We start from the raw sequence: 26,385 nt of genomic DNA on the forward strand, positions 1-26,385 counted from the left end.
TTCAGCAGAATTGTGTTCCGACTTTTTATGTGGATGGGCAGCCAGTCAATTCGTACCTGGAACCCGGCTGCGAAAACAATTTAACCGATGTTGTAGATCCGCTAGCCGAATTAGCTGGCCATATAGCTTTTGAGACTGCAGGATGGGTCGATCCTGCAAGTCGGGTGTACCCTGGGACGATTCCTGTGGGGGCAGACAAGACTGAACAACAAGCAGTAGATGACCTCGTGAATAGTTATCTTATGGATGAGTGTGCGAATGCATATCCGGATGAAACATGCCAAACAAAAACATTAGTAGAAGGCTCAGTAGCGGTCGGAGCTTGGGTGTGGAATTATGGAGTGTATTCGGCAAGAGTAACCTTTAAATATAACGATTATTATAGACAATGTGGCGAATTTGGCTGTGACGAATATAGGTCTGAAAAAAGTGTAGATTCTTATGCTCAGCGAACAGATCAATGTACAAATGATTACCCAGATTCTTATTCACCAGGGGTATGTTCAAATGTATCGTTGGTTAATGAGCCTGAGTTGTACAGTTTTGCATGCGATAACGCTGTAGTGGACAGTGCGCTGAGCTTCGTAAGTAATGGAAGTACAGCTGATGTTAAAGTTTCGCATCTATGTGTCGTTTATTTGGGCAACCAGATTGATAGCTCGCCGAGTTTTCTAGATCATACCGTCAGAGTGACAAGGAATTGGACTTGTCCCCATGGCCATATATCAGGTGTTCCAAACTTTTCATGTGATTTAGTTAACACTCCACCAATTGTAACGCCAACCACTGCGCCGGAAGCACTGATTAATACCACGTACCAGTATACGCCTACGGTGACCGATGATGGGCATCCTCTGCCGCTAGAGTACAGAGTCGTATTTCAACCGTCTTGGTTAAATCTAAATACCTTTACAGGGCAATTGTCCGGGAATGTTCCACCTTCTGCGGGAGGTGGGGTGGCTTTTCTGTGGTATGCATCAGATGGTTTAGATGAAGTCATGGTGGATGTTAACTTCAATGTCAATAGGTTACCAACGGCCAACGCAGGTGCCGATCAAGTCGTAGATCTACCCGATGGAACTCCATCCGTCACCGCAACATTCATTGGCTCTGCGTATGACGCCGACGGCGATCCATTGATATATACCTGGGACTTCGGCGATGAAAGCTACGGCTCAGGTTCGACCGCATCTCACACGTATACTCAAGCGGGGACGTATACGGTTACTTTTTATGTATCTGATGGTAAAAATCCCGCAGTTTCGGATTCGCTCCAGATATTGGTAAACGATAACCCAACAGCCCGTGCCGGTGGACCCTATAACACCAATTTAAATATACCCGTTCAATTTAGTGCAAGTACCTCATTCGATTCCACACCAACCGGAGTGCTTACCTATCAATGGGACTTTGGTGACGGTAGCCCCGTCAGCACATTGGAGAATCCAACGCATACTTTTGTTACGGCACCATCCCAAGATGTCACGTTAACAGTTAGCGACGGACGTTTATCATCCACTGTCGCTGTAACAGTTAATGTCTTTGACGAAACCGCCGTGGACGGTTTGGATGTCGGGTTAAACAATGGGCCTGCGGATTGTAATGGCTCAAACCCGATAAACGGAGCCACCGGTAACAAATACCAGTTAGAGTCCGATTATACAGGTGCGGGTCACTTCCCCTTGGTGTTCAATCGCCACTACAACAGTTATACCCCGGAGAGTGCCAGCTTGGGTAGAAACTGGCGTCATACTTATGAGCGTTCCGTGGTAATTGATGCATCGCAAACTCCCAATGTGGCTCGCGTATACCGGCAGGATGGGGTATACATTACCTATATCAACAACACCGGCTCTTGGGTTCCACGCAGCAGTACGGTTACTGAACGGCTGGTTGTGGTGACTCCGCCTTCGGCTGGGGTCTTGGGTGTTTGGCAGTTCATTGACAATAGCGACAATGTAGAAACCTTTACGGAAACTGCATTTGGTAGTGGCTCCGGGCGATTAACTGAGATTAAGACCAGTCAAGGTTTTACTCAAACTCTAGCCTATTTCGCCAACGGTAAACTGGAAACGGTAACATCACAGTTCGGTCAACAATTAAGCTTTACGTATGATACCGCGGGTCGATTGGACACCGTAACCGATCCGGCGGACCGTATCATCAACTACGATTACGACAGCTTTGGTAATTTGGAGTACGTTACCTATCAAAGCACACCACAACTTATCCGACGACAGTATATTTATGACCACAATCTGTATGCCAACCTACTGACCGGAATTGTGGATGAAAATAACAATCGCTATGCAACCTTTACCTACGATGCCATGGGTAGAGCGACATCAAGTTTTCACGCGACTGGTGCAAACACAGCGGATACGGTTACCTTCGACTACTCAGCCGTTGCAACTAGCGCAATTACGGCGGAAGTAGGTGATCCTGCAACTTTAGCGGGCGTGACCAATATAACCGACTCCAAAAACGAAACTCGAACATATGCCTACACCAATGAAGACGGTAAAATTAAAGTACGAATGATAGACGGGCAGGAGTGCCAGGTATGCGGCGTAACCGGTGGTATCAACACCTACGATGCCAACGGCTTCCCGGATATAGTCAAGGACTTCAAAGGTATCCAAACCGATTACAACTATAACGCCAGAGGCCTACCGGAACAGCGCATAGAAGCGTTGGGCACCGCGGAGCAACGCACCTTTACAACACAATGGCATAATGACTATCGCGTTCCCCTTTGTGTCATCGAGCCGAGAAAATCCATTAAGTTTGACTATTTTCCGGGTACAGCACTGCTGCAAACGCGCACCGAAATTGATACCACGCCTGATGGCACCGACCCTAATTGCGACGTTGCCATACTGAACCCGGCCTTGAAAAAACGAGCCTGGAACTACACCTACTATGACGCGACCCATGGAATTCGAGAAGGTCTGTTACGCACTGTTGATGGCCCTCGCGTGGACGTTTCTGATGTAACGACTTACATCTATAATGTGTTGAACGGTAATTTGACGGATATTCAAGGTCCCTTGTACCCGGCTCATCCGGCTACCGCCATTAGAGATTATGACGCCCATGGCAGAGCGCGCACCATTACCGACCCTAATGGGCTGGTTACCCGCATTGCTTACACCATACACGGTCAAAAAGACATAGTTAGCGTAGGTGATGGCGCGGGTAATGGAGAGGTCGGTGATTCAAACACCAATGAGATTACCGATTACAGCTATGACAATATGGGTTTTTTGACCGGCGTCATCATGCCGGATAAATCCACTATAAATTATGTTTACGATGACGCACACCGACTGAGTGATGTGTACGACCAACACGGTAACTTAATCCATTACGGTCGCGATACTTTGGGCAACGCAACTTTGACGGAAACCTATTCCGGAACGCAAAATGGCGATAGAAGTACCGGAACCCTGCGTCGAAAAGTGCAGAAATTCTATACCCAGCATAATCGCTTGGAGCGCATAGAAGGTGCAGGCACGCCGCCGCAGGTGACTCGTTTTATTAACATCGCCAATGGCGGCAACTACGACGCCAACGGTAACCGCTTATACCGCGAAGATCCGTCCGGCAACATCACCCGCTACGCCTATGATGCTCTAAACCGTTTGGAAACCATTACAGATGCCAAGTTGGGTGTGACAAGGTATACCTACCACGCGGATGGGCGTACTCATACAGTAACCGATCCCAACAACGTGATAACCACCTACAGTTACGACGGTTTGGGTAATTTAACGCAGGTAGATAGCGCCGACATTGGTGTTGTTAAGTACACCGACTACGACGAAGCAGGCAACCTCAAGCGTAAAGTTGATGCCAACAATATTGCCACCAACTATACCCAGTACGACGCCTTGAATCGTCTGGTTACAGTAAGCTATGGCGCCGACGTGCAGATCGGAGAACAAGTGTCTCGCTCCACTACCTATAATTATGATACCGGTCCCAACGCCATCGGTCGTCTTAACAGTATTACCCAAAACGCCACTAGCGGTATCCAGGACAATTCCAGCCTGCAATACGGTTACGATAGCCACGGTCGTATTAACAACAAAGTACAGGTCTTGGATAGCGTAGCTCTGGCGGTTGATTACAATTACGATACCGAAGGTAAGTTGGAAACAATCAATTATCCATCCGGTCAAACCATCAAATACAATTATACGAATAGTGAAGTCAGCTCAATTCAGTTCCTCGACGGTCCAAACATCATCAGCAACATGAGCTATGAACCTTTCGGCCCCTTGAGCGGCTGGACAGCCGGTGCAACGAACGTAAGCAAAACCCACGACTTGGACGGTCAAATAAGTGGATTTACCTTATCCTCCACAGAAAAAACCTTGGAATACTATCCTACCGGTAATCTGGAAAACATCATTGACCAAAAAAACATCATTGACCAAAATAGTGCAGTCAATAATGAAAACTACGTCTATGATTCCATGCTGCGTTTATCAGACTACACCGGTCCCAAGGGTACACAGGCATTTGTTTACGACAACGGTGGTGCCGGTAACAGCAACCGCACCGAAAAAACCACCGATGGAACGGTAGAAACCAGCACCTATACCACGGGTACCAACCAATTGTTGAACAGCGGCGTACTGGCTGCGTCCATACTTTATGATGATGCCGGTAACACCACCAACGACGGTACTTTTGCTTACTCCTACGGCGGCAAACAACGCCTCAACCGTGTGACTAACACTGCCGGTACGGTGGAATATGCCCGCTACACATTGAACGAGCTGGGCCAACGCATCGGCAAACGCAGCCTAAACGGTATTGGCGTGCAACCGGGAGATGCCAATGGCGATGGGGTTATCAATCAACAAGATCTGGAGCTGACTGCAGCGATTATTTTAGGTACAGCAACCTCAACGGGTGATGCCGACTGCAACCAGGATTTCAGGTATACCGTGCAAGACTTGGTCTGCGTTAATTATTCTCGTAACAGCAACGGTCGCACCGTGTACTACTTCTATAACGAAGCGGGGCAGTTATTGGGTGAGTACAACCAGTTCGGCGTAGTAATCAGAGAATACATCTGGTTCGGAAATACCCCTGTGGCAATAATCACCGGTGGACAGGTGTACCACATCCACTCAGATCACCTCAATACGCCTCGAGAAGTCACCAACAGTGCTAACACCGTAGTGTGGCGATGGGTATCCGATCCATTCGGCGAAGCCTTAGCGGAAGAAGACCCGGATGGGGATGGAATTCAGTTCCACTTTAACTTCCGCTTCCCGGGGCAGTATTTCGATGTGGAGACGGGACTGCACTATAATTATCACCGTACTTATAATCCGAGGACCGGGCGGTATTTGGAGGTTGATCCGATTGGGTTGGAGGGAGGGGTGAATTTGTATGCGTACGTTTTAAATAATCCTATTCTAGGTGTTGACAGGTTTGGGCTTGATTCGACAGAAGAGGCTCCCAATCCACATAAACCGCAAAAACCTGAAGTTAGTGTTGTTCAGGCAATATGTACGGGAGTAATAGCATTGGATTCGGAGTGTGAAAGACAAAAGCAAATCAACGCAGATTTGCACAAAGATAATATGAAATATATCAACATGTCTTGTGAAATCCATTATCAAAATTGCAGATTTGAGATTGATGAGAAATTTTATGAATGTGTCACAAGGGAGAGGAGGCGTTGTGCGGAAAGTGTAGATGCTGAACTTAGACGCAATCAGGAAGCAAAAATTAGGATAGAAAAAAACTTTCCCGTAAATTCTGACCTTAAGAAATTGTGTGACATGTTATGAAGAAGGCAAATATTAAAATTGACGCAATTATATTGGTGGTTATGTTAAATATCATTATAGTTACTAGTTGTTTATCAATCGAGAGTGAAGAAGCAAGAAAAGCGGCGGAGCTAGATTCTATCGAAAACTTGTTAACTATAGAGTTGAACGATCTATTAATTAAAGGAAAATTTGAATTGTTATCCGATCAATATTACTACGAGAGCATCGACACAAAACTAACAGATAGAATAAATAAGGCACAGGAAATTGCAGTTTTCGAATTAAAAAGTAATACGCAAAGATCAAGTTGTAGCTTTTTTCTCCTCGCAGCTACTTTGGAATCGCTAAAAATGTCTCTACATAAGTTAAGGGTATGTTTTGGTAGCGGTTGTAGAAAAAATGAGTTGGATCTAGAGGTAGGAGTTTTTAATGGGAAAGCAATTGAGCTAGCGCGAAAGATTGATGGTTGTAGAGGGTTGAAAAATAACTAGTCGCTCTGGCAAGTCTGGGGTCTGGTAAGTCTTCGGTGTAAGTCTGGGTGTAAGTCTGGGTCGGACCAAGATAACAAACTGAAACTATTAAGAAAGTTAGTGAAAAAGCACTAAAAAACAGCCTTAATTGGCCGCTTTTGGTACCAAAATGAACGTAATCCAAAGTCTGGGTCGGACCATGGAAAGCCGTTGTTCCTTAGGGATTCATAAAGAATGAACAGCATAAAAACAGCCTTAATCGACCTCTGTTGACGGCAAATCACATATACGTGGTAAGAAAAAATGGCAGTGTGCACATTGATGATTGGAAGAAAAATAGTATGAAAACAAAAACCAGCAAAAACTTTTTTTGTGAAACACAGGGGGGCAGCTCAAATTACAGCCGTCGCTGTGTGTTACGTATTAGTTCAGTAATACTGTTTTTAGCATTCAGCTCGTTTAGCCTCCATGCAGTTGCCGCACCGGATATCTCCGTAGGCAATGTCAATGTCAGCAGTGGTACACCGCCCGGATCCAATCGCGCCATTAACATTCCCATCAATTTCACCAACGATGGCTCCGTAATTGCCCTGCAGTTCGATGTGTCTTACCCGGATAGTGCAATTGATGTACAACAAGGTGAGACTTCAACTTCATCTAATGGCTTGACAATCTATTCTGCCGAGTTTTCCGTTAGTGCAGGCATGAAAACTACTCGCGTAATATTTGCACCCAATTTAGCCAGCACTTTAATTGCAGATGGAATAATAGTCAGTTTGCCTGCCCAAATCACAACGCCGCAGGGGTTTCAAATTGAAATTCAAATCAGCAATGTGTTGCTTAGTAACAGTCGGGGAGAAGAGGTGGCTCTTACGTCCATACAGGGCGGGATAATAACTCTACCGGATTATGATGCGGATTCCTTTAGCGATTTCATAGATGTCTTTCCGACAGACGGTACTGAATGGGTAGATTTTGACGGGGATGGCATCGGCGATAACCGCGACCCGGATGACGATAATGATCTAATTCCGGATAGTTACGAACAATTGTACGGTCTAAACCCATTCTTTAACGATGCTCTGGAAGATCCGGATAATGATTCATTGACGAACCTTAGAGAGTTTAATTTATTAACAAACCCAATAGAATTTACGTCTGCTTATGCAGAAGGATGGGATGTCACTAACCAGTGGGGGAGCGCCGCGTTTACTAGAGTTGGTGATTTCGATGGAAACGGGATGGTTGATATTGCCTCTGTAGATGGGGGTAACGTGTATATGAAGCTATCGAATGGTGAAGGCTTCAACGCCGAAGTCTGGTCTGTATTAAATAATTGGAACCTGCCTGAATTTACATGGGTGGGTGATTTCACAGGAGATGGTTTAGCGGATTTCGTTACGATGGCAACAAATAATCAGATAGCCATGAAAATATCTAATAGCGAAAGTTTCACCAGCATCGATTGGGCTTTGAATGGTACAGGTTTGGATTGGGGTGGGTCGGCTACTACTTGGGTAGGAGATTTTGACGGAAACGGGCTATTGGATATAACCTCTGCGGATAGTGTTTCGCAGAACATGAAGCTTTCGACGGGTACAAGTTTTTCAACTTCGAAATGGAACTCATCTTTAGCTTGGGGGGATCCGGTTTACAAGTGGGTTGGTGATTTTGATGGCGATGGACAGTCAGACATTGCCGGTTATGATTCCAGTAACACAGTGTTTGTTCATTTGTCGAGAGGAGGGGTATTTGATTCTCAAAGTTGGAGTGTTCCTGCTGGAGCAATAGGAAGATACAATTGGGTAGGAGATTTCAATGGGGATGGAAAGAGTGATTTAGCCTCTGGGCCGTTGTCCATAGATTACTCCGGTACAGATATAGATTTGCTTCTTTCGACAGGCGCTGGATTCAGGCATGAAAAGTGGGCAGCGAATATACAAAATTATCATTACTTATTTGGCCATAGTTTTAGGGGGTATGTGTGGAGCGGTGATTTTAATGGCGACGGGCTGACAGATTTAGTATCCACCAATGGCGATAATCTAAATGTAAATTATTCCACGGGTAGTGGTTTTTTGCAGGACTCCATCGCTCTGTACCCGCTGCTGTATAGTCGTATGATATCGTCTAGCCCATGGATCAAAGATCTTAATGGGTGGGGCAGTTTCGAAAATACGAAGGTAGGTGACTTCAATGGAGATGGGTTGCTTGATATTGCATCAATACTGGATTCAAAAGTATATATGAAAATATTTAACAATAGGGACGTCGACGATGATGGAATAGAAGATAGACTTGAAGTCCAGGCCTTCAGTAGCTTGCAGAAAGATGGCACTGCCGATACAGATACAGACGGATTGACAGATTTTGAAGAGCTCGTGATTTTTCATACAGACCCCACAATGTCAGATACAGATGGGGATGGATATATTGATAAGTTTGAATTACAACACAACTTCAATCCATTAGATCGTTTGGATGCTACAGTCGATACTGATGGAGATGGCGTTCCAGACTTGGAGGAACTAACTTTGGGCACAGATCCAAATGTTAATATTGGCGCTCTTATGGTTATTATTAATTCTATATTGCAGTAAGTGGCGGAGTGCAAAAACCTGAGTAATTGGTAATTCATAGAGAGCAAACAAGTGAAAAAATACATTACTTTGTTATTACTATTTGTAGTTTCACCCCTATATGCACAATACAATGCAAACATGAAAGGTGTGGTAACGGACGTGTTAATCTATTCAGATAGTAACTTGGTATTATTTAGATTGGATAACCAACCTTCAACCCACCCGCTCTGTGCCGTTGACTATTTTTCAATCGGCGTTGATATTCCGTATGATAGAGTGAAATCTCTTATAAGTAGATTGTTGATGGCGAAGGCAACGAAGGAACGGATTAATATAGGGTATGATGCTGTGGGGGATTGTTCTCAGAACAGGATTCGTGTGCATAGAGTGGGATAGTTAGTGTCTGGTTTGCATAACAAGAAAAAGAGAAAGAAATTTGTGGTGGGATAGAAGGAAAGATTATGAAAAACAATAAAAATCGGATTCTAGCGGCTTTGATGGCTCTCGCACTATTCACTTTGCCAAGTATCGGGAGAAGTGAGTATGCAGGCAATTTAACTCCGTTGTATTTGTATGGCGCAAAAACTATGGCCTTTGGTGTTGATCTTTCAGTAGCTAATGTATGTAATTATTTTGGACGCCATTTCAGGTTTGATGCGACCACTCCTGAAGGGAAAAACATGTTAGCAATTTTGCTGACAGCGATAAGTACGAAACGAAAAATAGATGTTTGGTACACTGCTAGTACTGCACCGGGTACTGATAACAATTCCGGGTGTACATTCGGAGCTTTGGCAGTCATAACTAGTGTTGGCATAAAGTAAAAAATGGATTGCTAGAGATTGACGGGCAAAAACAAGGTGTTCGGGGAGTATATAGATGAAAAAATATGTCGGAAAAGTTTTATCGATAATTGCATGGTCGATCACAATATTTTCCGTTCCAGCCTATTCCGGTACGCAAGAAGGAATAATTACAAACATTTTGGTAAGAGATAGTGATGGATTACACTATTTTTATGTTAGCGGCACGCAGTATGATCGGCCAGCCTGTTCTACCGGGCACACGTACTGGATGATTAAAGATGAAGCATCCGTTGCCGGACGATCGCAATTGGCGATGATTTTGGCTGCGTATATGTCAAAAAAGACGGTTAGGATAACCGGCAGTAACACATGTACCCGATGGGGAGACGGTGAGGATGTAAATACCATTCAACTGATACAGCGGTAGTGGTGTTGTGGGTTGGGAAAAGACGAGCATCGCAGTCTACAGTTAGGTGAAAAATGAGAAAGTATATTATTAGTTTGGCTTTTGTTTTTGTCACATTTTCCGCTTTTGCAGGGGTAGATGTGGAGTCTACAGTGGAGCGCGTTCAAATTAAGGGGGATGGTAACCTTTGGATCAAAATGACAGATGCGAGATTTGACCAATACTGCAGGCCAGGGTGGTTTGGGTTTAATCTATATATTCCGGTGTCGGATAAATCCTATCCTTACTATTACGGCTTGGTGACCACGGCGCTATCTAAAGGTCAACGTTTATATATAGCAAACATCAGTGTATTTGATGGTACTCAACCGTGTGATTTGACACAAACCGGTTATGGGGTAGTGTTAAAGAAGCCGTAAAAATTCAGTTAAGGTTTCTCAATACATAAGCAATAACCAAGTACAGTCCCAGGCTCAGATCAAAATTCGGGTTGTATTTGCGGTGATCTAGCAGTAATTACTAGTGTCGGAATTAAATAGTGACTCTCAGAAAACAAGCTGATGAATTCTAGCCTTAGGTACAATTTTTATAAAAATATATAGTTTTTCGAATCCCAGGGGGTGCAATGAAACAGGCAGTAAAGATTACATTAGTGTCGTTGCTAATTCTAAATTCATCTATCGCTTTTGCCGCGCGTGGGTATATTGGTCAAAATCCTGTGTCCGAAGTAGTAACCGTTGCGTCAAGTAATTTATGCGGTCCAAGCGGGGGAGCTTGCTTGGTAATATTTTTTAAAGGTGGGGCATTAGGGTGCAATCCAGCAAGCAACAGGATTGCTATTAGGGCATCCAATCCAAACTACAATGATGCCAAACAGTACGCTTTAATCTCCCTAGCTACGGGTAAGAAATTTAGAACATATGCATCTACGGATTTTTGTGCAGATGCGGATAATATTCATGCCAATAGTTTTTCAGTTTACGATATAGCGAATTGAGTATTTCTAGATGCGATAGTTGGTTTTATTGTATATCAGGTTTATAGTGAATATTATTTCCGGACTTAATTCCTAAAACTCTCCTGATGTTCCAAAAACCACTGATAGGTGGATTCCAAGCCTTGTTCCAGATCGATGGATGCCTGCCAACCCAAGTTGTTTAGTTTACTCACGTCCAACAGTTTTCTGGGGGTGCCGTCGGGTTTGCTGGCGTCGTATTCAATAGTGCCTTCAAAGCCCACGATTTTTCCCACCCATTGGGCCACTTCGCCGATGGAGATGTCTTTGCCGGTGCCCACGTTAATGATTCCCGGTTCGTCGTAGTTTTGCATCAGGAAGACGCTGGCATTAGCCAGATCGTCTACGTGCAGAAATTCCCGTTTGGGTTTGCCCGAGCCCCACACCGGTACGGATGGGGCCTGGTTCAATTTGGCTTCGTGAAATTTACGAATCAGCGCCGGCAGTACATGGGAGTTTTCCAGGTGGAAGTTATCTCCCGGCCCGTAGAGGTTGGTGGGCATGAGGGAGATGGCTTTAAATCCGTATTGTTTGTGGTAGGCCTGGCACATTTTGATGCCGGCGATTTTGGCTATGGCATACCATTCGTTGGTGGGCTCTAAGGGCCCGGTGAGTAAGTAATCTTCCTGCATGGGTTGGGGGCACAGCTTGGGGTAGATGCAGGATGAGCCCAGGAACAGCAGTTTGCTGCAACCGTGACGGTATGCCGAGTCAATGATGTTGCTTTGCATTGCCAGGTTGTCACGAATAAAGTCGGCGGGGTAGGTGTCATTGGCGTGAATACCGCCCACTTTGGCCGCGGCCAGGAAGACATAGTCCGGTTTATTGCTTGCGAAAAAGTCGTTGACCGCTTGTTGTTGGGTCAGGTCCAACTGTGAACGGTCTGCAGTGATGATTTGCTCGAAACCTTGTTGTTGCAGTTGCCGGATGATGGCACTGCCTACCAAGCCTTTGTGACCGGCGACGAAAATCTTGCTGTTTTTGTTCATGGGGTTTATTTGTTGCTATTCATTGTAATTGAAGGTACGGAAGCCTTCGCGGTTGCACAACTCGTCTCGTTGTGCGGCGCTCAGGTCTTCGCGAACCATTTCTGCCACCAGGTCTTCGAAGCTGCATTTGGGTACCCAGCCCAGTTTTTCTTTGGCCTTGCTGGGGTCGCCCAGAAGGGTTTCCACTTCCGTGGGTCTGAAATAGCGTGGGTCCACGGCGACAATGCATTTGCCGCTGCTGTCGTAGCCTTTTTCTTCTTCGCCTTGGCCTTTCCAGGTGATGCCAATATCCAGTTCTTTGGCGGCGGCGTCTACAAAGTCCCGTACCGAGTACTGCACCCCGGTGGCAATGACAAAATCTTCCGCTTGTTGCTGTTGCAGCATCAACCATTGCATTTCCACGTAGTCTTTGGCGTGGCCCCAGTCGCGTTTGGCGTCCAGGTTGCCCAGGAACAGGGTGTCTTGCAGGCCCAGTTTGATACGGGCCAGGGCGCGGGTGATTTTGCGAGTCACGAAGGTTTCGCCCCTGAGTGGAGATTCGTGGTTGAACAGGATGCCGTTACAGGCATACATGCCGTAAGCTTCGCGGTAGTTGACCACAATCCAGTAGGCGTACATTTTGGCGACGGCGTAGGGTGAGCGCGGGTAAAACGGTGTGGTTTCCTTTTGCGGGACTTCCTGCACTTTGCCGAACAGCTCTGAGGTGGATGCCTGGTAAAACCGGGTTTTTTTCTCCAGGCCCAAAATGCGAATGGCTTCCAGCAATCTTAATACGCCCAGGGCGTCGGAGTTGGCGGTGTATTCGGGTTCTTCGAAAGACACTGCCACATGGCTTTGCGCGGCCAGGTTGTAGATCTCATCCGGTTGAATTTTCTGCACAATGTGGATCAGACTGGTGGAGTCGGTCATATCACCGTGGTGCAGGATGAAATTGCGGTCCTGCTGGTGCGGGTCCTGGTACAGGTGGTCAATGCGGTCGGTATTGAACAAGGACGTGCGGCGTTTGATGCCGTGTACTTCGTAGCCTTTGTCCAGCAACAGTTCTGCCAGATAGGCGCCATCTTGTCCGGTGATGCCGGTGATTAATGCTCGTTTTTTCATGTTTTTTGTTTGTAGAGGTTTTCTGCGTCGGATTTTAAGGGCTTAACTATAACGCAGAAGCACGGGAGTGACCAGATTTTGTCAGGCTGATTTTTGCTCAGTTTGTCACTTCGCCGCTTTTTTCAGTTCTTCCTGTTTTGCTTCGTCTTGCGCCAGTTCGTAGCGAACCAAGCAGAATTCCGTGTTGAGCACTTCTCTCAGGTCCATGAGGCGGTTGATGGTGTTTTCGGTCAGGGTGTGGCCCGATGAAAGCAGCAGGGTGCCGTCTTTAAAGTACATATCGGTTTCTATGACCATGCCGGGTTTGAGATCGCGGATGGGTACTTTTTGACCGTGCGAATGTTGCGTAGCTTGTTCTTCGACTTTGTTTTTATCTTTATCGATCAAGATACCGGCATTAACAGCGGTTTTTTCTTCTTTCTTGGTTTTATTCGGGTTTAGCTCGGTGACTACATTTTCGTAATGGCTTTCCGGGTGGCAAACGATGGTGCCGGCGTTGGCTTCGGTTACGGCATCATGAAGTTTTTCCTGTACGGTAATCGGTTTCAGCGGTTTCACCAGAAATCCGTTGATGTCCAAAGCAACACTGGTGCGGAGCACTTCAGTGTTGGACAGGGACGTGACAATGATGACAGGTAAATTTCGTGGTGTGGGGGTTTTGCCGCATCGTACCCGTTTGAGCAATTCCAGCCCGTTAATATGGGGCATTTCCACATCGGTGATGAGCAGGTCGATTTTGTGTTTTTCCATTTGATAGATGGCGTTTTGGCCGTCAAAAGCTTCGTATACGTTGACAACCCCAAGGCCATAAACAATGTGACGAATTATACGCAAAGCAAAGGTGTCGTCATCTACCAGCAGCACGCGTAGATTTTTATAGGTTTCCTTACCACCCATCATGAGTCAGTATGTCCTTATACGTCTGTTTTCGTGTATCGGTTTTTATGCAATCCCCGTTCCCACTTTGGTTTTTGCAGCTGGTGCTTACCTGTACGGTGAAGGTCATGGTGTAAACTTGCTACCATTAATGGGCTTATCTGTTTGTATTATATGAAAAAATAATCTATAAAAAAACCTGCACAACACATGCACATGTGCTATATTTTCAGCATCAAAATCCTTGGAAATCAGGAGTGATTTATGCCCAATATGACCCGTGCGGTGGTATTACTCAGTTCGGAGCAGCACGACAAAATTGCCAAAATACAAAAGGCGAAAAAGCTTAAGTCGGCCGGCGAAGCTCATCGTTTGGCCATTGATGCTTTTGATCTGGAGGCTGGGGATACACAGGATTTAACCGCATTGATTGCGGAACTGGATAAAAGCAATGACGAGGTTTCCCGGGCGCTGGACCATGCTCGCTCGGAGGTGCACGAGACTCTAAGTCTGTTTAGAAAATTGGGAAAAAAATAAACTAAAAACAAGGGAATGTATGTCTAAAATACTTCAGGTACTGACCGAATCGATTAAGCATAACGAGCGCGTGATTCAGCTGGCTGCGGATATATCCCAACTGGCCAGAGAAATGCGCGAATCCGACCAACGCATCATCGATCGGACCCACGAGTTGGATAAGCGTTTGGTGCGCCTGGAATCTTTCATCGAAATCGCCGAGAAGCAAAAACGTTTGCCTCAGACATAAAGTGGGCATACCTTAGCACGTTACGCTGCGTTGGATTGGGTGAGATAGGATTGAATCCAATTTTTCACTTCGCTATACAGTTGCGGCAGTTTTAGGATTTCTGTTTCAATTACCGGCCAATCAGTGGCTTTACCGGCCATCTCCAATGCCAGGCAGCAATCTGCCAAAAGATTGGCACCGACGGATCGGGCTGAGGATTTGAGTCGATGGGCCAGACCTCCTACGTCTTCTGCATTGTGGCGGGTATGTGCATCCAGCAGCTCATTAATGGTGACATCACTGGTGCGTACAAAGTCGACATAGAAATCCGCCAGCAGGGCTGGGTCGTCCATTCCCAACACTTCGATCAATGCATTGGTATCCACGATGTTTTCCGCCGCGGCAGGCTGCTCATGGACGTTGGCCGTGTGTACCTCGGGTGTTGCATTACCTGTGTTTGCCGAAGGCAGCCAGGCTTGCAGTTTTTCCGCCAGCGATTTCAATTGTACCGGTTTGGTCAGGTAGTCATCCATACCGCAATCCAGGCATTGTTTGTGTGTGCCCTTAAGCGCATCGGCAGTAATGGCTATAATGGGAATGTGTGCGCCGTTTACTTCCCGACTGCGAATCTGCCGCGTCAATTCATATCCGTCCATTTCCGGCATGTGGCAATCCGTTAAAATCAGTGCATACGGGTTATGTTGCCACAATTCTAAAGCCTCTCGGCCGTTATTGGCGACCTGGGTCACGCAGCCCAGTAGGCCGAGTTGATGCAGCAACACTTTTTGATTGGTCTCGTTGTCCTCTGCAATCAGAACGAGTTCTCCGCTGGTAGGAATTTGTTCAATAAACGGTTGGGTAGTGTTTCCTCGGTCGGGTGTTGCAAGTGAATCTCGTCCTGCGCATGCAGCAATTGCTTTGATAAAACTGTTTCGGTGTAAGGCATCCAGGTCCAGGCTGATAAAGCCTTCCTGCGCTCGCGGGGTTTGGCGTCTGCCTCTGCCCAGAAGGAGGAACCCGGGTTTATGGGTGCGGAAACGGTCAGCCAAGTGTTGTATCAGTTCGGTCTTCTGTAAATATCGCGGTTCCGAATACGGTTTGGGGTTGTTAATGATGAAGATCAGGTTTTCGGTACTCGGTGATAAGCTTTGGAGTATTTCATCAACATTGTCGGTCGAGGCGTGAATTGGCGTCGCATCAGCCGTGATGAGATAACGTTCCACGATTTCGGCAACCACATCGTTGCAGTCCAGCAAGATTACATTGAGCCCCGCTAAGGTGTCGGTATATTTAGCGGAATCGTCATCGGTGTCTTCCAGTGGCATGACTACTGAAAAAATTGATCCAAAGTTTTCCTGGCTGTACATTTCAATATTGCCACCCATCATATCCACCAGCCTGCGGCATATGGTAAGCCCCAGGCCGGTGCCGCCGAAACGTCGCGTGATGGAGCCCTCTCCCTGCACAAAAGGTTGAAACAACTGTCGTTGCACCTCGGGAGTCATGCCGATTCCATTATCCTCTACACTGATTTTTACATAGAGTTGCTCGGTTTGATTCGTTGTGACTTCCGCCCGTATGACGACGCGGCCATGTTTGTTTGGTGTATTGTTAGTGAATTTGAGCGCGTTTCCACCCAGGTTAAATAGAATTTGCCGTATTCTTACCGGATCTGCTTTTATTACTGCGGGTAGTTCCGGGGCACAGAATACCAATAGCTCAACTCCTTTCTTGTAGGCCATGGGAAGCAAGGTATCACCCACGCTTTCCACGAGTTCTTCGAATTCAACCGGGATACTTTCCAGTGATAAACGGCCGGCTTCTATTTTGGAGAAGTCCAGTATGTCATCGATTATACTGAGTAGCGAAAACGCGGAGGTTTTTATGGTGTTGATGAAGTCATGTTGGGATTCATTCAGTTGGGTTTGAGCCAGAACATCGATCATACCCACAACACCATTCATGGGAGTACGTATCTCATGGCTCATGGCTGCCAGGAAGGATGACTTGGCCAGATTGGCTGCGTCGGCTTCTTCCTTGGCTTTTTGCAGTACTCTCTCGTTAAGTCTCGCCTGGGTAACATCAAAATACAAACCATAGACTCTTAATGGCGTGCCGTCTTCGGCCCGCTCGATGGTGGCGGATATGTGAACATAATGAAGTTCTTCATTGGAAAGGACAATCCGGTGGTCAAATGTAAATTGGTAGGCGTCCACATTATCCATGGCGTCAATGAATTGTACTTGCGCTGCAGGAAAATCTGTCGGATGTACCCGTCGAGCCCAATCCGAGTAACGTCCGGTAAATTCATCGGAACAGATACCAAAGATCTCCATACAACGCTCATCCCAATGGAGCTTGCCGCTATCGAGCTCCAGATACCAGTGTCCGGCCCCAGCGCCGGAGAGAGCCAGTAACAGAACTTGTTCCTTGCTGGAGAGCTCATCGGCAATTCGTTCGGCTTTGTCTTTTGCCTGTTGAATTTGCGATACCAACTGGCGTTTTTCCGTAATATCCTGCTCAATGATTATAAATTTGTCCCATTGACCCTGTTCATTGAGGATGGGTGAAATCTCAGTGTTAACCCAGTAAATACCGGCAGAGCGGCGTTGTTTTTGTATCTCCATCTCTAAGGGAATCTGCTGCAACATGGCATCGTGGATCTGACTGATGATGCCATCGTTGACCATTTGCTGTTCCAATATATGGCAGTAATGTTGTCCATAAACTTCCTGTTCAGATAAGCCGCTGATATTAGTGAAGCCTTCATTATTCCAGACAATGTGGCCATCGGGGTTGGTGATAGTAACCGCATAGGCGATGTTTTGCGCTACCATAGCCATCATGCGTAACTCGGTGTTGGCTTGTTGCAGTTTCTTTTTGGTGGCAACTTTATCGCTGATATCACGCAATATTCCGAAAAAGTGCCGCTCCCCATTCAATATGGCTTCGTTGGCACTTAAGTCCACTGATACCAGTTGGCCATTGCGATGTTGCGCAATCATTTCGCGGTTGGCCCCCAAAACCGTTTTCTCTCCGGTTTCTTCGTAACGCCGCAGATATTCGTCGTGCCGGCTGCGAAAGGGCTCCGGCATCAGTATCTTGATATTTCTACCAATAAGTTCGTCTTTGGTGTAACCCAACAGTGAGGTGATTGCCGGATTGACGTTTTCTATGATGCCCTCGCGGTTGATGAAGGCGATACCATCGGTTGCCGTGTTGAACATGGTCTCCAATTTTTCTTCGGCTTGTTTCAGGTTTTTGTTGTTTCTGTCAATGCTCCAGGCGAAAATATAGAGAATAATCATTGACAGAATCGAACCGCTGATGATGGTAGTACGCGTCAATTGCAGTATCGCATAGGCTTCGTCTATGTCCTGCTCTACGGTAAAGCCCATATTAAGAGAATCGTCCCACAACCAGGCACCCACCACCGATACGCCGCGATAGTCGCGGTAGCCATTCAGGTCTATACCGGCTTGGCCTTTTATGGCATTGGCTACCGCATGGGTAAAAGGTAGATTCTTGGGGGATGCTCTGACGGCGGAGGTATCCAATAGATTCTTACCGGGATCAAGCAAAGTCAGGTTTAGTGTGGAACCCTCGCCGGCACCAATCAATCCAAGGTCTTGCAGTTGCGAATTGAAACGGCTTTCTGTGATCAGCTTGCCTGTGTCATTAAATATGTATGTTTCACCGCTGTCGCCGATACGACCATGGCGGCTAAGAGGAACAAAGCTGTCCAAGGGGTTTAAAGTAAACAGCAGCAGAGCGACCACGTCACCGTTATCGTCCCGAATCGGAGCTCCCACGTACATCACTATATCTCTTTCGAGCTTACCCGGGGGGTAAATTTTAATAGGCGTTGAGATGGTGCCTGAACCTGACCACAGGCGGTTGAGGGCATGTTCCTGCTGGAGTAACGGCGTAGTCGTGCCCATATCCTCTGTTATGGATGATGCAAGAATACGATTGTCGGGGCCTAGAAATGTGTAGTCATGATACCTGTTGGTTTGTATCAATCCGTTCAGACTGCTGTTAAGCAATTGCTGTTTCCATGGTTCGATTTGTTTATTGTTCCGCAGGGCGATGATGTAGTCCTTTACTAATGGATTATCCGCTAAGCGGGACACGGCTTGTATATTTTGGATGCTCCATGTAGTGACGATATGATGGCTTGCACCCAACACCGTGGATAAGGCTTTAGTGACTTCACCTTTAATCTCCCCTTCCGACATCACAGCAATTGTCCAGGCAGACAGGGTGATGCACAAAAAAGCGGGAATCAGGCGCGCATAAACCGATCGAAACACGGTGGTGAAAACTTGAGATTTATTCCGTGTTCTTATTCGCATGCTGAATTTCCCGTGGCTCAGTCATTGTGTTGTCCAACAGATGTTTCATCAGTTTTCTATCGGCACAAAACCGCCAAAGATGGGTAGAATTTTCTATGATTTAACAATGCTTGATGCGGGAAAAAAGCGCCGGGGGTTCCGGCGCTCTAAGTACATTATTGTTGTCGTTTTGCTTAAGTGCGTTTGCGACGCAGAGCCAGCAAGGGCAACAGCAGCAAAGTCCAGATTCCCATGGCGCCACCACTGCCACCACCACTACTGCGTCCGGTGCCGGCACGCGGCGCGGTAAATGCGGGTTGTTGCTGGTCTACACGGCGGCTGCGTGCGGTTTGTTGGCGGCGTTGTTGTTGGGCCTGGTGTTCCATTTCAACCCGACGTTTATTACTGCGATCGATGCCGTGGGCCGTAAAGGACTCTTCCCGCATGGTGACCATGGAGGTGTAGTCGGTGACCAGTCCGAACTCCGTGGCCAAGTCCACAATGGCTTGTTTGATGTCCGCCTTTTCTCCAAAATCCTGAATTTCCTCGTTCAGGTCTTCGATGCGGGCGAAAGCCCAAAGACGTTCAATTTCCGGGTTGTCATTGGCCGTGGCAGGGAAGGGGAAACGACTCTCATATATTTTTTGCTGTCCGGAGATTTTACTTTTGATTTGTACATGGGCTTGGCCGTTACCCCAATAGTGGCCAAAGAGCACCAGTTGTTGGCCTCGATATAAACTGCCGATTTGCGCCGGTGTGATATCAGCGGTTTTTACACCGGCGATATTCACCTCCATACCGTGCATGGCTTTGTGAGTCATCTTGCTGGTGGCTAGTATGATTTTACCCACAATGTCGTCACTGTTGGAGACATTGTCTGCGAAACCGCCGCTGGCCTTAGTGACAGCTTGTAACAAGGGACGATTGGCGCTGTTACCCATGATAAAAGTGAAAATGCGCATGTCCTGTTTTTTTACCAGTTCAATGAACTTCTTTTGCTCTGTTTCGCCCACATTGGCTACACCATCGGTGACTAATACAATTCCAGTAGGGCGGTCGGAGTCTATCGCCTGCATACCCAATGCAATGCCTGCAAAAAGGTTGGTGCCACCACCCGGTTTAACGTTTTTCACCTTGTCGGTGTAGTAACGCAGGTTTTCCGGGGTGGCGGCCACATAGCCAGTGGAGATTTCACTGGCGCTGTTGTTAAAAGTTACAATGCGAAAACGGTCTTGGGTGCGCATTTTCTTCAATGCCTGGTTGACGCCTTCGGCCAGCGTAGCGTATTTGCCTTGCATGGACCCGGAGATGTCCAATACAAACACCCAGTCCGTACCCTGTGTAATAGGGTCTAAGTCATCGCCGGGTGTGACTGTTAACATAAAAGTACCGCGACCGTTGGCTTTGGGTTTTTGGGTCACCAGATCGATGCTGCCGGGTAAGCCGTCTTGTAAGCGCCAGTACACCACAATGTCTTTGTTGAGGGTGTATGCTGTCCGGTTTTTTGGATTAACTTCTGTGGAAACAATTTGGCTTGTGTTGGCAACGTGTGTGTTTGGCTGCTCTTCGTTAGCCGTGGTGTTTAGCGTGGTTTGAGCTTGTGATCGCATTGCCACTTCCCACTCACCTTTGGCATTTTGGCTTACCTGAGCCAAGGGTTGATTGGGCAGGCGCAGGCCTTTGACGGGATAGGCGGATTTGAGTTGTAAATTGAATTTGAACGTATTTTCCACCTTATCGTTATTGTTCCAAAAATTCAAAGCTGCTTCATCGACCCCACCTTCTTCCAGCGGGTAAACATAGCGGCCGATGCCAGTGTCGATGTGGGCCGGTTGAATGTAAACCAGACGAATGCGGGTGTCTTGACCCGCGCGAACGGGGTTGACGCTTATTTCAAAGGTCTTGTACCCATTTTTTTCGGTGATACCGCTGTCACGACCGGCGGCTTTTTCGGTTTCATAAATCTGCCGCGCCTGTTTCTTTTCCAGAACTTCTCCGGTGATCGGCTTACCGTCTATCCACAGTGTGAATTCGCCGACTGAGGCTTGTTCCGGCACCGGAAAGGCGTAAATGGCCTCCAGGTCTTGGGTATGTGGATTATGGAAGACTTGCTCGATACGCGTAATGGCGTAACCGTCTTCGATGATCACATTGACCTCGTGATCTTTGATTTTTAGCTCCCCTAAATGATTGTTTTTGGGTGTGAGCAGACCGGCAGCTTGGCTGCTGCCTATGATACAAAAACTCAGAGTCAGTCTAAGGAATAACCGGTAACTCTTGATAATAAAAGAATTAAATAGTTTCATGAGCGTTGCTCCTATCAATAACTGTAAATGAACAGTGTTCAATTAAACGTTAAAAAATAAACAGTGTTCAATTAAAATTGACAAATGAACAGTGTTCAATTAAACTGTAGCATAGAACTAAACGGTGTTCAATTAAATGCCGAAACATTTTTGGTTAATATTCACAAACGTTTGATTGGGAAGACACTTATGGCCAGACGCAGTGATCACAGCAAAGACGAAATCCGTGAAATGGCCTTGGCAGCTGCCAGTGCCTTGGCGGATCGTCACGGTTTAAGCGGCATTAGTGCTCGCAAAGTAGCGACGGATATTGGCTACACGGTAGGTACCCTATATCTGGTGTTTAAAAATTTGGATGATGTAATTCTTCATGTAAACGCGCAAACGCTGGATCAGTTGTTTTCTCAGCTACGCGAAGCAACGCAGGACTGCAAAGAGCCGACCCAATGCATACTGGCCATGGCACGAGCCTATGTGGGTTTCGCCACTCGGTACCCCAAACGCTGGAGCATGGTGTTTGAGCACAATTTACCTGAAGGCGAACCGGTACCCGATTGGTTGGCGCTCAAGGTGAACGATATGTTTGAACTGGTGGAAACCCAGCTCATTTCTTTGATACCGCCTCAGCATGAGATTGGGGTTGGGGGCAGCGATTTAGTGAATAATTCCACTTCCGAACGTCAACAGGTATCCCGTACTATATGGTGCGGTGTTCACGGGATATGCGCTTTGGCGGTTACGGGAAAACTGGAAATCGGGGGGGCCGAATCCATTAATGTATTGACGGATTCATTGATCAAGAATTACCTGGCGGGGCTGGCCGGATCAAGAGGAGAATTATAATGAATGGCTTACAAAAAACATTGGCTGCGATAATGTCGCTGTTTTATAAAGTGGAAGTCAGGGGCTTGGAAAAACTCAAGACATTGGATGAAAATGTCATCATCGTCGCGAACCATACCTCGTTTTTAGATGCACTGTTGTTGTACTGTTTTATACCGATCAATATGACTTTCGCCGTGAATACTCATGTGGCCGGTGGATGGGTGCTTAAGTTCGTCCGTCGTTTGGTACATTTGTTTCCTATGGATCCGGGTAACCCGCTGGCCATACGCGCCTTAATACGGAAAGTACAGGAAGGGGAAAACGTGGTGATTTTCCCCGAGGGACGTATTACCGTTACCGGCTCTTTAATGAAAATCTATCACGGGCCCGGCTTGGTAGCAGTGCGCACGAATGCCACGGTTGTGCCCGTGTGTATAGACGGCGCACAGTATTCGCCTTTTTCCCGCATGAAGGGCCGCATACGTACTCGCTGGTTTCCGGAGATCTCCCTCAGTATATTAGACCCGCGCAAATTGAAGATGGACAACGAGGTCTCCGGTCGGGCCCGCAGAACCCGGGCCGGTAAAATTCTTTCGGATGTTATGACTGAGATGGTATTTGCTTCCAGTCCTTATCGTACTACGATTTTTGATCGTCTACTGGATGCTCGCATTGTGCATGGCGGGAAACACATTGTTGGCGAAGACATTAACCGTAAGCCTATTAACTATGACACGGTGGTGACTAAGTGTTTGGCTCTGGGCAAGGAACTCACCAAGCACAGCAGCCGCGGTGAATATGTGGGCGTATTATTGCCCGGAGCTTTGAGCACATTGGTCACCTTTATGGGTTTACATGCTTACGGTCGGGTTCCTGCCATGCTCAATTATACCGTGGGTGCCCACGGAATGATTTCCGCATGTGAGACCGCTCAGGTGAAAACCGTGGTGACAGCTCATGCGTTTGTGATCAAAGCCAAGTTGCAAGACGTTGTGCATGAGTTATCCAAACAAGTCAACGTGGTGTATTTGGAGGATATCGCCAAAAACATTAATCTGTACACCAAGATTCGCAGTTTTATTATTAGCAAAATGGACTTTGGCTTGAAGAACCGGCATCGCACCCGCGGTGTGTCGCCGGAGTCGCCGGCGGTGGTGCTGTTTACTTCCGGTTCGGAAGGTACCCCTAAAGGCGTGGTATTAAGCCATCAGAACTTGTTGGCCAATATGAGCCAAATGGCTTCGCGTATTGATTTTACCGCGCAGGATATTGTGCTCAACGCTTTACCCACGTTTCATTCCTTCGGTTTGACTGCCGGTACCTTGTTGCCGGTGCTGTCGGGTATGAAAACCTTTTTGTATCCTTCACCATTGCACTATCGCGTTATTCCGGAAATTGCCTATGAAATTGGGGCAACTATTTTGTTTGGTACCAATACGTTTTTGGCGGGTTATGCTAAAAACGCCCACCCATATGATTTTTACAGCGTGCGTTACGTGTTTGCCGGTGCGGAAAAACTCAAAACAGAAGTTCGACGTACCTGGGAAGATAAATTTGGGGTGCGCATTTTCGAAGGGTATGGTGCGACGGAAACCAGTCCGGTGCTGGCAGTGAATACACCTATGGATAATAAGCCCGGTACGGTAGGCCGTTTGTTGCCGGCGATAAAAATGAAGCTGGAGCCGGTACCGGGTTTGTCCCAGGGGCGGCGACTATTTGTGCAAGGGCCCAATGTAATGCTGGGATATTTGTTGCATGACAACCCCGGTGTGTTGGCACCTTTGCCGAAGGTGGACGGAGAGGCCTGGTATGACACCGGCGATATTGTGGATTTGGATGACGAGGGGTTTGTGGCCATCAGTGGTCGAGCCAAACGCTTTGCCAAAGTTGCCGGTGAGATGGTTTCCCTGACTGCCGTGGAGTCTCTGGCCAGCAAAGTGTGGCCCGATGCCCAGCATGCGGCTGTAGCCGTACCGGACGAGCGCAAGGGAGAGCAAATTGTGTTGATGAGCACCCAGGCCAACGCCGATCGAACCCCCTTATTATATCAGGCACAACAGGACGGTATCGGCGAAATCAATGTGCCGAAAAAAGTCATGCAAGTGGTAGCCATTCCGATTTTGGGAACGGGCAAAACCGATTATGTCACCGCGCAAACATTGGTGCATGAGGTGTAGGGTTGAGCATCGTTGTATTTTTGGGTCAGCCGACGAAAAAGGGGGCATGGGTGTTCCCCAACCGGGAACGCCGTGAGTACGTCCGCTTTTGGGAAACACGACTCCAGGGCCGGGTAAAAGAAAGAGTTATGTAAGGTGGGCGCGTGGTTTGTGCCCACGCGCGCGAAAGGTGACGCTACAGTAACACTTAGTGCTTGTCGTTGCTTAGCAGTTGCTCGGTACAATACATAAATAGGTAAATAAATGAATCGAAGAAGTTTTTTAACTGTTTTGGCGGCCGGTGGTCTGGGCATGGGCGCAACCGGATTTTGGTTGTGGCCCCGTGAAGGCATATTGAACAGTTGTTTGTCCGGTCCTTTACCCAAAGCATTGGCTGACCATGAGTTGCTGCGTCAGGCCTGGGAAGGTTTGGACCCGCAACAGGTGTGGGATTGCCACGTGCATTTAATCGGCACCGGCGATAACAACAGTGGCATTTGGGTTAATCCCAATATGCAGTCTTTGATGCACCCCATTCAATACGCCCAATTTCAGTTTTATATGAATGCCGCTTGTGTCGGCGAGGACCAGGGAAAAGAAAATAGAGGCAGTCCGCATTCTGTGGACAAGCTGGTAGTGGATCGGCTGTTGTCTTTGCAGAAAGATTTTCCACCGGGTGCCAAAATGATGTTGCTGGCTTTTGATTACTTCTATGACGAGCAAGGTAAGCAGCAGGCAGAATCTTCGCCGTTTCATACGCCCAATGCCTACGCCTACGCAGTGGTAAAACAACATCCCCTGGCCTTTGAGTGGATCGCTTCCATACACCCTTACCGCGCCGACTGCGTGGAGGAATTGCAATGGTGTGTGGAACGCGGTACCAGAGCCATTAAGTGGCTGCCGGGTGCCATGGGCATAGACCCGGCTTCACCTTTGTGTGATCGTTTTTATGATGCCTTGGTGAAATACCATATCCCTATTTTGTGTCATGCAGGTGAGGAAAACGCGGTCAGCGTGGAAGGTGGCGAACGGCTCAATAACCCCTTATTGTTACGCCGAGCGTTGGACCGGGGCGTGCGGGTTATATTTGCCCACTGCGCCAGTTTGGGACAAAGCCACGATATTGATAAAGAACCTAACGAAGCCAAGGCACCTATGGAGCGTAATTTTAACTTGTTTAAACGTCTAATAGCGGATTCCAGTGTGGCCGACCGGGTGTATGGTGATATTTCCGCGATTTTGCAGATTAACCGCGATAAGGAAACCATCGCGGATATCGTCTCCAACCCGCAATGGCATAAGCGACTCATTAACGGTTCGGATTATCCTTTGCCCGGTGTCATCCCCTTGGTGGATACTCACCAATATGTGGATTGGGGATTTATACCGGCTGACACGGCAACACGATTAACCCAAATTCGTCCCTATAATCCTATTTTGTATGATTTCCTGTTGAAACGTGTCATACGGGTCAATACCCATGCTTTATCTGATGATATATTTGAAAGTAGACGGATTTTTGTTCAATAAGATATGATATTCATACCGACGAATAGTTTTATTTATTTTTAGACTTTGTATAATCAAAGCACAACCGCTTGTAAATCATGGAGTGATTCCACCGGCGGAGCAAACAATAATAAATTAGAGGCGACTCTCAAAATCTGAGTCCTTCTAGTACGGGGGAGACCATGGTTCCTCCAACCCTGGTCAACGGTCATCATACAAAAAGGTTTTAATATGGAAGAATCCAATTTCATAGACGGTCTGCTGGACTTCATTAAGCAGTCACCCACGCCTTTCCATGCCGTGGATAATATTCATGAAATACTGAAAACTGCGGGTTTTGTACGTTTGTTTGAAGCAGATGTTTGGGATGTGAGGCCCGGTGGCAGTTATTACGTGATTCGCAATGACTCTTCTATTATTGCGTTTACGCTTGGGGCTAAACCAGTCGCCGAGGAAGGTTTTCGTCTGGT

At 47.1% G+C, this 26,385-nt stretch carries 18 protein-coding genes; 13 read left to right on the top strand and 5 right to left on the bottom strand.

Translation table 11 applies throughout. The features are described 5' to 3' along the window. Positions 1-956 precede the first annotated feature (956 nt). The 7 genes from OEY58_10885 to OEY58_10915 all read left to right on the top strand — a co-directional run bounded on the left by OEY58_10885 (position 957) and on the right by OEY58_10915 (position 11,056). The gene (locus OEY58_10885) at positions 957-5,813 is read left to right on the top strand and encodes a PKD domain-containing protein (protein ID MDH5325956.1); all 4,857 of its coding nucleotides are present in this window, start codon (positions 957-959) and stop codon (positions 5,811-5,813) included. Beyond that, complete coding sequence (locus OEY58_10890; GenBank protein MDH5325957.1) at positions 5,810-6,286, top strand: hypothetical protein; 477 nt, start codon at positions 5,810-5,812, stop codon at positions 6,284-6,286. The genes OEY58_10885 and OEY58_10890 overlap by 4 nt, the downstream gene beginning before the upstream one ends. Before the next feature lie 320 nt (positions 6,287-6,606). Further along, positions 6,607-8,865: an FG-GAP-like repeat-containing protein gene (locus tag OEY58_10895; protein ID MDH5325958.1), complete on the top strand. Its 2,259-nt coding sequence runs from the start codon at positions 6,607-6,609 to the stop codon at positions 8,863-8,865. Between the two features lie 443 nt (positions 8,866-9,308). Beyond that, a complete protein-coding gene (locus OEY58_10900; protein ID MDH5325959.1) occupies positions 9,309-9,671 on the top strand; it encodes a hypothetical protein in 363 nt (120 codons plus the stop codon). A 55-nt stretch (positions 9,672-9,726) separates the two neighbouring features. After that, positions 9,727-10,080 carry a hypothetical protein gene (locus OEY58_10905; protein ID MDH5325960.1) on the top strand — a complete coding sequence of 118 codons (354 nt, stop codon included), beginning with the start codon at positions 9,727-9,729 and terminating at the stop codon, positions 10,078-10,080. Positions 10,081-10,133: 53 nt separating this feature from the next. Next, entirely contained in the window at positions 10,134-10,478 is a 345-nt protein-coding gene (locus OEY58_10910) for a hypothetical protein (protein MDH5325961.1), read from the top strand. A gap of 206 nt (positions 10,479-10,684) precedes the next feature. Further along, positions 10,685-11,056, top strand: a complete 372-nt coding sequence (locus OEY58_10915) for a hypothetical protein (GenBank protein ID MDH5325962.1) — start codon at positions 10,685-10,687, stop codon at positions 11,054-11,056. 65 nt (positions 11,057-11,121) lie between these two features. Here OEY58_10915 and OEY58_10920 read toward each other — a convergent pair whose 3' ends face one another. The 3 genes from OEY58_10920 to OEY58_10930 all read right to left on the bottom strand — a co-directional run bounded on the left by OEY58_10920 (position 11,122) and on the right by OEY58_10930 (position 14,064). Further along, positions 11,122-12,063, bottom strand: coding sequence for a GDP-L-fucose synthase (locus tag OEY58_10920; GenBank protein ID MDH5325963.1), 942 nt, complete (start codon positions 12,061-12,063; stop codon positions 11,122-11,124). A gap of 15 nt (positions 12,064-12,078) precedes the next feature. Then, the gene (gene gmd / locus OEY58_10925; GenBank protein ID MDH5325964.1) at positions 12,079-13,164 is read right to left on the bottom strand and encodes a GDP-mannose 4,6-dehydratase; all 1,086 of its coding nucleotides are present in this window, start codon (positions 13,162-13,164) and stop codon (positions 12,079-12,081) included. Between the two features lie 105 nt (positions 13,165-13,269). Then, a complete protein-coding gene (locus OEY58_10930) occupies positions 13,270-14,064 on the bottom strand; it encodes a response regulator (protein ID MDH5325965.1) in 795 nt (264 codons plus the stop codon). 240 nt (positions 14,065-14,304) lie between these two features. Between OEY58_10930 and OEY58_10935 the strand changes: the two genes are divergently transcribed. After that, the gene (locus OEY58_10935) at positions 14,305-14,577 is read left to right on the top strand and encodes a hypothetical protein (GenBank protein MDH5325966.1); all 273 of its coding nucleotides are present in this window, start codon (positions 14,305-14,307) and stop codon (positions 14,575-14,577) included. Positions 14,578-14,596: 19 nt separating this feature from the next. Then, positions 14,597-14,806 carry a hypothetical protein gene (locus tag OEY58_10940; protein ID MDH5325967.1) on the top strand — a complete coding sequence of 70 codons (210 nt, stop codon included), beginning with the start codon at positions 14,597-14,599 and terminating at the stop codon, positions 14,804-14,806. Positions 14,807-14,826: 20 nt separating this feature from the next. Here the strand turns inward: OEY58_10940 and OEY58_10945 are convergent, their stop codons facing one another. Together OEY58_10945 and OEY58_10950 are read right to left on the bottom strand one after the other, a co-directional pair. Next, a complete protein-coding gene (locus tag OEY58_10945) occupies positions 14,827-19,140 on the bottom strand; it encodes a PAS domain S-box protein (GenBank protein ID MDH5325968.1) in 4,314 nt (1,437 codons plus the stop codon). A gap of 173 nt (positions 19,141-19,313) precedes the next feature. Next, on the bottom strand, positions 19,314-21,425 hold the full coding sequence (locus tag OEY58_10950; GenBank protein MDH5325969.1) for a VIT and VWA domain-containing protein: 2,112 nt from the start codon (positions 21,423-21,425) through the stop codon (positions 19,314-19,316). A 189-nt stretch (positions 21,426-21,614) separates the two neighbouring features. Between OEY58_10950 and OEY58_10955 the strand changes: the two genes are divergently transcribed. From OEY58_10955 to OEY58_10970, 4 genes are all read left to right on the top strand, one after another. Beyond that, positions 21,615-22,268, top strand: coding sequence for a TetR/AcrR family transcriptional regulator (locus OEY58_10955; protein ID MDH5325970.1), 654 nt, complete (start codon positions 21,615-21,617; stop codon positions 22,266-22,268). Beyond that, entirely contained in the window at positions 22,268-24,427 is a 2,160-nt protein-coding gene (locus OEY58_10960) for an AMP-binding protein (protein MDH5325971.1), read from the top strand. Before OEY58_10955 ends, OEY58_10960 begins: the two co-directional genes overlap by 1 nt. 243 nt (positions 24,428-24,670) lie before the next feature. Further along, positions 24,671-25,936 carry an amidohydrolase gene (locus tag OEY58_10965; protein MDH5325972.1) on the top strand — a complete coding sequence of 422 codons (1,266 nt, stop codon included), beginning with the start codon at positions 24,671-24,673 and terminating at the stop codon, positions 25,934-25,936. A 210-nt stretch (positions 25,937-26,146) separates the two neighbouring features. Further along, a partial coding sequence (locus OEY58_10970) for a M18 family aminopeptidase (protein MDH5325973.1) occupies positions 26,147-26,385 on the top strand: 239 nt, incomplete at its 3' end.

The sequence above is a fragment of the Gammaproteobacteria bacterium genome (assembly GCA_029882975.1).
Lineage (GTDB): Bacteria > Pseudomonadota > Gammaproteobacteria > SZUA-152 > SZUA-152 > JAJDNG01.